Source organism: Sporichthya polymorpha DSM 43042 (assembly GCF_000384115.1).
Lineage (GTDB): Bacteria > Actinomycetota > Actinomycetes > Sporichthyales > Sporichthyaceae > Sporichthya > Sporichthya polymorpha.
In genome coordinates this window covers 849,457-860,429 of sequence record NZ_KB913029.1, presented here as the reverse complement: position 1 = coordinate 860,429, position 10,973 = coordinate 849,457, and the positions used below count along the sequence as shown (strand labels likewise).

Genomic DNA, 10,973 nt, shown 5'->3' with positions numbered 1-10,973 from the left:
CCCGGTCGGGGGTGCCGGTCGGCACCCGCGTCGAGTTCGATCCGACGCTGCGTCAGATCGATGACGCGGTACTGGTCGGCGGTGTTCCGCGGCGGGTGCTGCGACTCGGGGCGGCGGGAGTCGCCGCCCTCGAGGAGTTGCGCGGCGGTGCGGTGCGCAGCGCGAACGGGGGAGCTCTCGCGTGCCGGCTGATCGACGCCGGGCTCGCGCATCCGCGACCGTTCCCCGTTGCGGGCGCGTCGGTGACGGTGCTGATCCCGGTCCACGGCCGGGCGGCGGCGCTGGAGAACTGCCTGCGGGCGCTGGGCGACGCGTATCCCGTCCTGGTCGTCGACGACGCCTCGCCCGATTCCGCCGCTATCGCGAGGGTCGCCGCGGGCTGCGGGGCGCGCCTGATCCGCCGGGAGGCCAACGGCGGTCCCGCGGCGGCGCGCAACACCGGCCTTGCGGCGATTCCGACCGAGTACGTCGCGTTCCTCGACAGCGACTGCGTCCCGTCGCCGGGCTGGATCGACGCCCTCGCCGGGCACCTGGCCGACCCCGCCGTCGCCGCCGTGGCGCCGCGCATCGTCGCCGCCCCCGGCGCCCCGGCCGGCGCCCGCGGGGCCCTCGACCTCGGGCCCCGCGTCGCGCGCGTCGCGCCCGGGACCCCGGTCTCCTACGTCCCCACCGCCGCCCTCCTCGCCCGCCGCGCGGCCCTGCTCGCCGTCGCCCCCACTGGAGATGACATCTCCACCGGATCGGCCGCATTCGTTGGAGATGACATCTCCACTGCAGCGGGCGGCGCGGTGTTCGACGAGCGGCTCCGGTACGGGGAGGACGTCGACCTGATCTGGCGGCTGGTCGAGGCCGGGTGGCGGGTGCGGTACGAGCCGACGGTGCGGGTGGAGCACACCGAGCCCGCGACCTGGCGGGGCGTGCTGGGGCGGCGGTTCCACTACGGGACGTCGGCGGGGCCGCTGAGCCGGCGGCATCCCGACGCGATGGCGCCGCTGATCCTGGAGCCGTGGACGGCGGCGGGGCTCGCGGCCCTGCTCGCGCGCCGGCCGGGGCTCGCGGCGGCGGCGTTCGGCGGCGCGCTGCTGGACGAGCGGCGCGTGCGGGCGGGGGCCGGGCTGCCGGTGAGCGGGACGGCCGGGGCGGTCGTGGACCGGACGGCCAAGACGGCCCGGGCGTCCGGCACGTACGCGACCCAGTTCCTCGGCCCGCTCCTGCTGGCCGGGCTGACGCGACGGCGGACGCGGTTCGCGTCCGTCGTGCTGCTCGCGGCGGGACCGGCGCACGCCTGGTGGGCGTCGCGGCCCCCGAACTACCGGGTGAGTTTCGTCGCAGGTCACGTGGCGGAGGACGTCGCGTACGGGGCAGGTGTGCTGGTCGGAGCGCTGCGGGCCCGGACGGGGCGGCCGCTGCTGCCGATTCGCGCCCGTCGCGGGGCCCGTGGGATTCTGGGGGGTCGCTCGGGAAAGGACGGCACGCATGGGCAACCCCTGGTTCGAGACGGTCGCTGAGGCGCAGCGGCGGGCCAAGCGGCGGCTGCCGCGGTCGGTGTACAAGGCACTGATCGCCGGGTCGGAGCGTGGTCTGACGCTGGAGGACAACCTCAAGGCGTTCGGCGAGCTCGGGTTCGCCCCGCACGTGGCGGGGGCGTCGGCCAAGCGTGAGCAGGGCGTGCGCGTTCTGGGTCAGGACATCTCGATGCCGGTGCTGATCTCCCCGACGGGTGTGCAGGCCGTGCACCCCGACGGTGAGGTGGCGGTGGCCCGGGCTGCGGCGGCGCGGGGGATCGCGATGGGGCTGTCCTCGTTCGCGTCCAAGCCGATCGAGGACGTCGTGGCGACCGGGGTCCCCACGTTCTTCCAGCTGTACTGGTCCGGGTCGCGGGAGGCGATGATCGCGCGGCTGGACCGCGCGCGGGCGGCCGGTGCGGTCGGGATCATCCTGACGCTGGACTGGTCCTTCTCCCACCAGCGTGACTGGGGTTCGCCCTCGATCCCGCAGTCGATCGACCTGAAGACCGCGGTGAAGTTCGCCCCCGAGGTGGCGATCCGTCCCCAGTGGCTGCTGGCGTTCGCGAAGACCGGCAAGCTGCCGGACCTGGGCGTGCCGAACGTGCGCCCGCGGGCCGAGCCGTCGCCGGGGTTCTTCGAGGCCTACGGCGAATGGATGATGACCCCGCCCCCGTCCTGGGAGGACGTGGCCTGGCTGCGCTCGCAGTGGGACGGGCCGTTCCTGCTCAAGGGCGTGTGCCGGGTCGATGACGCCAAGCGCGCGGTCGATGCCGGGGTCTCGGCGATCTCGGTGTCCAACCACGGTGGGAACAACCTCGACGGCACCCCCGCGGCGATCCGGGCCCTGCCCGCGGTCGCGGACGCCGTCGGCTCCCAGATCGAGGTCCTCTTCGACGGCGGCATCCGCCGCGGCTCGGACGTGGTCAAGGCCGTCGCCCTCGGCGCCCGTGCGGTCCTGATCGGCCGCGCCTACCTGTGGGGCCTCGCCGCCAACGGACAGGCCGGGGTCGAGAACGTCCTCGACATCCTCCGCGCCGGCATCGACTCCACCATGCTCGCCACCGGCAAGTCCGACGTCAGCGAGTTCTCCCGCTCCGACATCCTCATCCCCGACGGCTTCACCCGCACCCTCGGCGCGGAGTGACGGCTGATCAGCCGGCGGGGTTCTGGATGACGGTCACCCGACCGTCCCACGCGCCCCCGCCGGTGGTCTGCACGCTGCCGACGGGAAAGGCGAGGTTGCTCGGCATAGCAGTCGGGGCGGCCGCCGGTGGCGAGTAGGTCCGCCAGTGGCCCTTGTCCTGGATCGTGACGAGGTCGACCGTGTAGATCCCGGGCGGGAATCCCTGCGGGACGACGAACTTCAGCAGCCACCAACCGTCGGTGCGCGTGCCCTGGTGGAGCTTCGCCTCGTCCGCGTAGACCATCGGTGACGAGGAGCCGGGGTCCAGGTCGCGAAGAATGGCGCGCACTCCGGTCACTCCCTCGCCGGCGACGTCAGCGGCGCGCACGTACAGCTGGACCACCTGACTGCCTGGGAGGGTGTCGACCGAGGTGCGGTCGATCTTCATCGCCTTGGCCCACGCCGCGGTGGTCTCCTGGGTGCCGAGCACGGCGAACCGGCCGTTGGGGAGGAGATGGAAGCGTGGTTCGATCGGCTGACCGGGCATCGTTTGGTCGGTCCAGGACCGGTACTCGTCCTCACCGAACCAATAGTCGGGCGACCCGGCCTCGACCCGATCCTCGGTCAGGACGCCGAAGTTCCAGTCCCCGCCGAGGGAGCCCTTCGGGATGGTGAAGGTCCGCCGCCACGTGCCGTCCCGGCTGGTGCCGGAGATGCGCGTCAACGGCTGGCACTCCATCTGAAGCATCACGCCGTCGCCGGGCGCATACAGGCAACCGGTGACGTCCGCTGTGCCGGACAGGTCGTCGGTGACGCGAGCGGTCATCGTCAACGAGGCCGACTTCGAGCGGACGTCGAAGGAGCGCGCGTTCAGTCCGGCGCTACGAACGATGGGGTTCTGAAGATCAGGATTGCGGTCGACCACGCGGAGGGTCTCCGGTCGGCTCGCGAACGCCGATCGGCCGATCCGGTCGCTCAGGGACAGCTCGAGCGAGTAATTGCCCGCCGCCCAGTAGCGGGGCACGGTGGCGAGTGCCTGCCACACGCCGTCACGGATCGTGCCGGACACCAGGTGCGCGCCACGGAATCGCAGACCCGGCGCGCCCGGGGCGCGGAAATCCTGGGCGAACAGCTGAACGGCGTTGAGCGACCCGACGCCGGTGTCGTCGATGATGCGCATCCGCGCAGTCACCTCGGCATCCTTCGCGGTCACGTCGACCGACGACGGGGACAGCGTGATCCAGTCCGCCGATGGAGCTGTGCGGTCGTAGACGCACGCCTTCTGGGTGTCGGTGGCTCCGACGGTGCACCAGTTGGTGCCGGTGCCGCCGTCGAGGGTGTCGCGGCCGGACTGACCGTCCAGGTCGTCGTTGCCGGCGCCACCGAGCACGAGGTCGCCGCCGTTTCCTCCGGTGACGGTGTCATTGCCGGGCCCACCGTCGAGCCGGTCGGTCCCGCCGCCTCCCTCGACGCGGTCCCGTCCGCCGCCGCCGAGACCGCAGATCACGTCGCGGCCGGGCGTGCCCTTGAGAACGTCGTCGCCGGAGGTCCCCACGACCGTGCAGCGGTTGCCGGCCGCGCTGAAGACGCCGGCGGATGCAGGGATCGGCGCGGTCAGCGTCGTCAACAGGGCCAGGGGCGCGACGATGGCGAGGCGGCGAAGAAGTCGACGGGCGTGCGGCAGCGGGCGGAGACAGTCCACGACCCCAGGGGACCCGTTCCGGCGGCCCGCGGTGGCGTAACGACCTGGGGCGGGACCTTCGGCGACCAAGTCCGGCCGAAAGTCCTACTGCCTGCCGCCAGGGGGTTGCGACGATCGAACAGACGTACTATTATTCGAACATATGTTCGAGCAGCTGATCGAATCGGACGAGGTCGACGCGATCGACCTCGCTGAGCTGCGCGCGGGTCTGTGGCACGTGCCGGACGACGAACCGCCCGCGGAGCATGTGGAGGCCACGCTGGCGCGGGTGCTCGCGGAGGCGGACGCGCGGGAGTGGGACGAGGTCCCGGACGAGGTGTTCGCGTCGGGCCCGCCGCGCGAGGACGTGTTCTCGGTCGCCGATGAGGAGCTGTGGCGGGAGCGGGAGGCGACCGCGTTCGCGTTGTGGGAGCAGGAGTACGCCACCACCGACGGGATGCTCCAGCGCATCGTCCGCTCGCGGGCCGATGCGGCGCGGTGCAACGGCTCGGAGTTGCGGGGGATGGCGGAGTTCGCGATGCAGCGGGCGCAGGAGGCCGCGGTTGCGGTCGCGCAGGCCGCGGCCGAGGGCGCCACCCGTGAGGAGCTCGAAGCGGTGATCGAGGCCGCGGAGTCCTCCGCCGCGGCCGAGCTCGGGGTGGTGTTGCACCTGTCTCCGGCCGCGGCCCGTGCGCGCAGTGATTTCGCCTCGGGGTTGTTGCGGCGCCTGCCTGAGACCTTGAAGGCCCTGGAGGCCGGGGTTCTCACCGAACGGGCGGCGAAGGTCTTGTGGGAGGAGACCCGGGACCTGAATGTCGCCGATGCGGCGCGGGTCGAGCGGGACTGCCTGGACAAGGCCAAGAGCCTGACCCCGGCCTCGTTCGGGCGCCGGGTGCGTAAGCGGGTGGAGGAACTCGACCCCGCCGCCGCGCGTAAGCGCCATGAGCGGGCCCGCACCGAACGCCGGGTCTCGATGAGTCCGGCCGGGGACGGGATGGCGTGGATCTCCCTGTTGCTGCCGGCCGAGGAGGCCATGGCGGTCTACGGGGTGATCGATGCCGCCGCCCGCCTGAAGGTCCCCGGCGACCCGAGGACCCTGGATCAGCGCAAGGCCGACGCCGCGGTCGACCTGATCACCCGCCCCGGCAACCAGGACCCCCGCGTCGGCTACGTCGTGCACATGCACGGGAGCACGCCGCCCACCCCCGAACCCACGCACTCCGCCGCGGACCCCACCGGCGGCGGCGCGGACGCCGCGCACCCCACCGGCGGCGGCGTGGACGCCGTGGACGCCGCGGACGAGGGGTTCGTGCAGGTGCAGGGTGGGGAGCGGATCCCGGCGGCGCGGGCGCGGGAGAAGGCGGACCTGACGGTGTATCACCCGTCGGTGCCGGTGGACATCGCCGCGCTGCTCGAGGACTACAACTCCCGCGCCGATGTGTACCGGCCCCCCGCGAGGCTCAAGCGGGCGGTCCGGGCGCGGGACCGGCACTGCCGGTTCCCCGGGTGCCGGGTCCCGGCCGACCGGTGCGAACTGGACCACACCATCGCCTTCGAGATCGGCGGCCGGACGGTCTATTTCAATCTGTCCGCGTTGTGCAAGTTCCACCATCGGATCAAACACATGCCGGGATGGACGTGCTCGCAGGACGAGCACGGGGTCCTGACCTGGACCACCCCCACCGGGCAAGTGTTCATCACCCGACCACCCCCACCGGTCGGGGACGAACCCCCCGACTTCGAACAACCCGCCCCCACACCCTGGGCCCGGGCTGCTTCGACCCGGGCGACCGCGACACCGGCACCCGGACCCGACGACGAACCGCCCTTCTGAGGACAACCATGCCGCGGTCTCGCGCGTCTGCTGAGTGGATGCCGACCGTAGCGGCGGGCGGGGACATGGGGGCGGGGGGATGACGGACTTGAGTGCCGACGTGGGTGGTTCTGATCTGAGGTCAGAGGGCAGGGGAGTTCAGGACCTTGGTCCCTGGGCCCGCACCCCGCGTCCGCGATCTCCTAGGGACATGACGACGACCCTCGCCCCGGCACCCGAGTCCGCGGGCTCGGCGGCCCCGTTGCGACGGACGAGTGCGGACTTCCTCTCCGAGGCCGCTCGTGCCGCCCGAGTGGATCGCGTCCGCGCCCGGGAGGCCCGGGCGATGGCGGCGGCGTGCGAGCACCGTGCGCGCCGGGTGCCGGGTCAGTCCGCGATGTACCAGCGCGAGGCGATCCGGCTGCGCCGCGAGGCGGCCGCTCTTGAGATCGACGCTGCCCTCCACGACGAAGCCATCGCCGCGGTGTGGCAGTTGATCGATGCCGGGGATGTCCGGGCGGCACACTGACGATCCGTCAGCGGTATCCCACCTACTGGCTGAAGGACCCGTGTCGCCCGGCACCCCCGGCGAACCGAGACGCACCCGCCACGCTCTCGCCGCTCTGCAAAACGGCCAGCCCGCCCCGCGCCTCGTTCTCGAGCGCCGCCGCGGCGTCCAGCCCGTCCTGCGCGTACGTCGACGCCCGGTCGGCCAGCACGCACGTCTGCGGGAACTCGGCGATCTGGCGCGCGAGCTCGACCGCCGCGGCCAGCGTCTGCCCGGACGGGACGACCCGGTTCGCCAGCCCCATCGCCAACGCCTCGTCCGCGCCGACGGGCCGACCGGTGAGGATCAGGTCCAGCGCCCGGCTCTGGCCGATCAGCCGCGGCAGGCGCACCGTTCCGCCGTCGATCAGCGGCACACCCCACCGCCGGCAGAAGACGCCGAACACCGCGTCCTGCGCGATCACGCGCAGGTCGCACCACGCCGCGAGCTCCAGGCCGCCCGCCACGGCGTGCCCCTCGACCGCGGCGATCGTCGGCTTCGGCGGCACGTCCCGGCTCGGCCCCATCGGACCCGGCTGCCCCGGCCCCAACTCCGTCAGGTCCTCGCGGTCCAGCCCCGCCGCCGCGAAGGCGGCGAGGTCGTACCCGGCGCAGAAGGCGCCGCCGCGGCCGGTGAGCACCGCCGTCCGCACCGCGTCGTTCGCCGCCACCCACGCGAACGCCGCGCGCAGCTCCTCGGCGGTCTGCGGGTTCACCGCGTTCCGCACCTCCGGGCGGTTGATCGCCACGATCGCGACCGGCCCCTCGACGTCGAGCTGCACGTTGGCCAGCGCCGGCGTGGCGCCGTTCTCGCGGGACGCATCCATGCCCCGCATCGTGTCACCGCCCGGCCTGCGGGTAGTGCCTCCCACACCTCAGCACGTGAACGAAGGGGTACCACCTTGGAGCGACGGGAGCAGCGCAGCCGGTCGAGCGAGCGGTCCGGCCGGACCCGCGACAACGTGACGGTCTTCGAATGGGACGGATCCACGGACCCGCGTGCGACCGTCCGTCCGCCGCGCGCCGGCACGAAGCCGCCGGCCCCGAAGAACTGACCGGGCGCAGAACGCGTCAGCCCCGCTTGCTCCAGTTGTGCACGAGGTAGGAGACGACGAGCACCAGAACGGCCAGGAGAATGAGAATCCTCATGCTGGATGTGTACCGCAGCGACGGCCGCGTGCTCACGAATCCGCGAAATCGATCGGCGCCGCGGGGGATCGACGCGCAGGCAAGGCTGCCCTAAGCTCGGCCGCGGACGCCCGCCGTCGCACGCCCCAGCCCCCTGCTGCCCCGGGATCCGTCATGCGCCGAACGACCGCGCTTGCCTCCGCGCTCGCCCTGACCCTCGCGCTCGCCCTTCCCGCGTGCAGCGGGGACGACGAGGATCACCACGACGGCGCCTCACTGGCCGCGTCGGGCGACGGCACGGACCGCACGTACTACATCGCGGCCGACCCGGTGAACTGGAACTACGTGCCGGACGGCAAGAACCTGATCACCGGCCGGGCGTTCACCGCCGACGAGCGTGTCTTCACCGCGGCCGGCGACGGACTGATCGGCCCGACGTTCCGCAAGTGTCTGTACCGCGGCTACGCGGACGCGAGCTTCAAGGCTCCGCAGCAGCGCCCGGAGTCGGAGGCCTACCTCGGCTACCTGGGCCCGGTGATCCGCGCCGAAGTGGGCGACACGATCACGGTGGTGTTCCGCAACAACTGCTCGTTCCCGACGTCGGTCCACCCGCACGGCGTCCTGTACGAGAAGGCACACGAGGGAGCCGGTTACGCCGACGGGACGTCGGGCGACGACCGGGCTGACGACTCCGTTCAGCCGGGTGGCGAGCACACCTACCGCTGGCTCGTTCCCGAGCGCGCGGGCCCCGGTCCCATGGACGGCAGCTCCGCCGTCTGGATGTACCACGGGCACCAGGACGAGGTCGGTGACGTCTACGCCGGGCTCAACGGCTTCCTCGTCGTCACCGCCGCGGGCAAGGCCCGGGACGACGGGACGCCGAGCGACGTCGACCGCGAGGTCTTCTCGATGTTCCTCGTGACCGACGAGAACGCCTCGCCGCTGCTGCGGGAGAACCTTCGGCGCGTTCAGGGCGAGCGGCTGCCCCTCGACGACGAGGGCTTCGTCGAGTCCAACCTCAAGCACACGATCAACGGCTACCTCTACGGCAACGGCCCCGTGGTCACGATGAAGCGCGGCGAGCGTGTGCGCTGGTACTTGATGGCCATGGGAACCGAGGTCGACCTCCACACCCCCCACTGGCACGGCCACACCGCCGTCGTGAACGGGATGCGCACCGACGTCACCAACCTGCTGCCGGCCTCGATGCTGGCCGCCGATCTGGTCCCCGACGTCCCCGGGACGTGGCTGTTCCACTGCCACGTCGCAGACCACATCACCGCCGGGATGCAGTCCCTCTACCGCGTCGAGGCGTGAGCGACGGCCCAGCAGGAGCAGCACGGCGCCGGCCGCCATCAACGAGAGCCCGACGCCGATCCGACCGGCCGGCGTGGTCAGGACCGCCAGCCGGAGAAACGGCCAGCCCGCGTAGGGGACGACGACGTGCACCTCGGCGAATCGCGTCCGGGAGACGTCGAGGGTCCAGGGGTCGGGTTCGAGATTCCGATCGCCCTTCGTCCGAGCCGTCAGCTGACCATCCGTCAGCTTGAGCTCGATGATCCGGTGCGCCACCGGGTGGTTACCCGGCGGCTCCCACGGCGCCGGTGGGACGAACATGACGACGTCGCCGACCGCCAGGCTCCGAGCGCTGGTCTCCACCGCGATCGCCAGGTCCCCGCGGTCCGCGTGCCCCGCCATCGACCCCGACAGCACCGGCTGCACCGCCACCCGGCCCGAGAGCATCGCGACCGCCAGCAGGATCAGCAGAATCGCCACCAGGTCCGCGACCACCCGCCCGGTCGCCCGCAGCACCCGGCTCATCCGTTGGTCCGGTTCGCGCCGCCGCCGATCGGAGTGATCGCGAACGAGTTGGCCGCCATGGTGACGTTGAGAGCGAGGCCGAGGATCCCGGTGGCCTGCACCGCGACGTACCGCGTCGCACCTGCCGGCAGGCTCGCGGCGAGCGTCTTGGTTCCGGGTGCGTTTCCGAGATCAAGGCGGGTCCCGGAGCAATTGATCCCCGAACCGAAGGGCACCGTGCAGGTGTAGACCTTCACCGATCCGAGGTTCAGGCCCGTCGACGCGACGTGCGCCTCGATCGTCTCCGGAACCGTTCCGGTGTTGGTGACGGAGAACTGATCCGTCGCCAGCCCCAGCAAGCTGAGCACGACGGACCAGTTGTAGCCGCCCCCGCTCGTGTTCGACCCGCTCAGCGAGTAGCCGAGCTTGGCCGAGGCGAGCGAGGCGTTCCGGTTCCCGGTCCCGTGCCAGGCGCCCCAGGCGCCGGGGGAGACCAGCGAGAGCACCGCCGCCGCGGCCACCCAGAAGGTGGCGCGCGGCTTCATGCTCAGCCGTTCGTACGGTCGGCGCCGCCACCGTTGTTCGCGGTGCCGGTGAACGCCAGCGTCAGGGTCGAGTTCTGGTTCTGATAGGTCGTCTGGTCCGCGGACGCGCTGAACACCACCCGCACCAGCAGGTGCTTGCTCGCGCCGGCGTTGATCGTCCCGAGGTTCGAGAGCGACCCGAACGCGGCCGGCGTACCGCTGGTGCCGAGGTGGTTCGTGCTGGTGCCGGTGCAGTTCGTCGACCCCGCGGCGAAGGCGACGTCGCAGGAGGAGATCCAGGCGGTCAGCGCACCCGGCAGGGTCGCGGTCCCGGACAGGGTGCCGGCGAACTCCTGCGGCACGCTGCCGGTGTTCGTGACCGTCACCCAGCGGTGGAAGTAGTCCCCGGGCAGCAAGTTGGTGATGCCGGTGGTCCAGGTGGCCTGACCGGTGCCGGCGTCGGCGACGTTGACGGTCACCGTCGCCGAACTGACCGACTGGGTCAGGCTGCCGGTGGACTGCCAGGCGGCCCAGGTGCCCGACGCGGTGATCACCGCGCCGACGGCGAGGAGCAGGGCGGCCGCACGGCGCCGCCGGGGGCGGCGGGGGGTGGTCGGCTCGGTCATGGCGGGTCCTCTCGGCACCTGGTCAGGTCCTTCACGGCCCTCATCGACCGGCCCGCGACCAAGCTGAGGTTCCGGCTCTCGCCAGCTCGGCAAACGCATGCCCATTGGACGGTTCGCTTAAGGTTTTTGTCCGATCCGACAGGTTTGAGTCGAGCTCAGCTAACCCATAGCGCCTATGCGACTACAGAAAGTAGTCGCTTTTTCGCGTTGGAGCCCCCCACTCC

General features: G+C 72.1%; 10 protein-coding genes and 1 pseudogene. 6 read left to right on the top strand and 5 right to left on the bottom strand.

The window, feature by feature from the left end; translation table 11 throughout:
- Positions 1–11: 11 nt before the first annotated feature.
- Both SPOPO_RS27680 and mftD read left to right on the top strand, forming a co-directional pair.
- Positions 12–1,508, top strand: a complete 1,497-nt coding sequence (locus SPOPO_RS27680; RefSeq protein WP_169577153.1) for a glycosyltransferase — start codon at positions 12–14, stop codon at positions 1,506–1,508.
- A complete protein-coding gene (gene mftD, locus SPOPO_RS0104250) occupies positions 1,477–2,652 on the top strand; it encodes a pre-mycofactocin synthase MftD (RefSeq protein ID WP_019873541.1) in 1,176 nt (391 codons plus the stop codon). The genes SPOPO_RS27680 and mftD overlap by 32 nt, the downstream gene beginning before the upstream one ends.
- A gap of 7 nt (positions 2,653–2,659) precedes the next feature.
- Here the strand turns inward: mftD and SPOPO_RS32370 are convergent, their stop codons facing one another.
- Positions 2,660–4,333 carry a calcium-binding protein gene (locus tag SPOPO_RS32370; RefSeq protein ID WP_019873540.1) on the bottom strand — a complete coding sequence of 558 codons (1,674 nt, stop codon included), beginning with the start codon at positions 4,331–4,333 and terminating at the stop codon, positions 2,660–2,662.
- 142 nt (positions 4,334–4,475) lie between these two features.
- Between SPOPO_RS32370 and SPOPO_RS0104240 the strand changes: the two genes are divergently transcribed.
- Together SPOPO_RS0104240 and SPOPO_RS0104235 are read left to right on the top strand one after the other, a co-directional pair.
- A complete protein-coding gene (locus SPOPO_RS0104240; RefSeq protein WP_019873539.1) occupies positions 4,476–6,146 on the top strand; it encodes an HNH endonuclease signature motif containing protein in 1,671 nt (556 codons plus the stop codon).
- A 190-nt stretch (positions 6,147–6,336) separates the two neighbouring features.
- The gene (locus SPOPO_RS0104235; RefSeq protein ID WP_019873538.1) at positions 6,337–6,654 is read left to right on the top strand and encodes a hypothetical protein; all 318 of its coding nucleotides are present in this window, start codon (positions 6,337–6,339) and stop codon (positions 6,652–6,654) included.
- A gap of 22 nt (positions 6,655–6,676) precedes the next feature.
- Here the strand turns inward: SPOPO_RS0104235 and SPOPO_RS0104230 are convergent, their stop codons facing one another.
- Positions 6,677–7,498: a crotonase/enoyl-CoA hydratase family protein gene (locus SPOPO_RS0104230; protein WP_019873537.1), complete on the bottom strand. Its 822-nt coding sequence runs from the start codon at positions 7,496–7,498 to the stop codon at positions 6,677–6,679.
- Positions 7,499–7,573: 75 nt separating this feature from the next.
- Here SPOPO_RS0104230 and SPOPO_RS34175 point away from each other — a divergent pair, with 75 nt between their 5' ends.
- Both SPOPO_RS34175 and SPOPO_RS0104215 read left to right on the top strand, forming a co-directional pair.
- Positions 7,574–7,726, top strand: coding sequence for a hypothetical protein (locus tag SPOPO_RS34175; RefSeq protein ID WP_019873536.1), 153 nt, complete (start codon positions 7,574–7,576; stop codon positions 7,724–7,726).
- A gap of 247 nt (positions 7,727–7,973) precedes the next feature.
- A complete protein-coding gene (locus SPOPO_RS0104215) occupies positions 7,974–9,116 on the top strand; it encodes a multicopper oxidase domain-containing protein (protein ID WP_019873534.1) in 1,143 nt (380 codons plus the stop codon).
- Positions 9,117–9,227: 111 nt separating this feature from the next.
- On the opposite strand, the pseudogene SPOPO_RS36125 reads toward SPOPO_RS0104215, so the two are convergent.
- The 3 genes and pseudogenes from SPOPO_RS36125 to SPOPO_RS0104200 all read right to left on the bottom strand — a co-directional run.
- Positions 9,228–9,620 (bottom strand): annotated as a pseudogene (locus tag SPOPO_RS36125) (signal peptidase I); the annotation flags it as partial.
- A complete protein-coding gene (locus SPOPO_RS0104205; protein ID WP_019873532.1) occupies positions 9,617–10,144 on the bottom strand; it encodes a hypothetical protein in 528 nt (175 codons plus the stop codon). The gene SPOPO_RS0104205 and the pseudogene SPOPO_RS36125, both read right to left, overlap by 4 nt.
- 2 nt (positions 10,145–10,146) lie before the next feature.
- Complete coding sequence (locus tag SPOPO_RS0104200; RefSeq protein WP_019873531.1) at positions 10,147–10,749, bottom strand: hypothetical protein; 603 nt, start codon at positions 10,747–10,749, stop codon at positions 10,147–10,149.
- Positions 10,750–10,973: the final 224 nt, after the last annotated feature.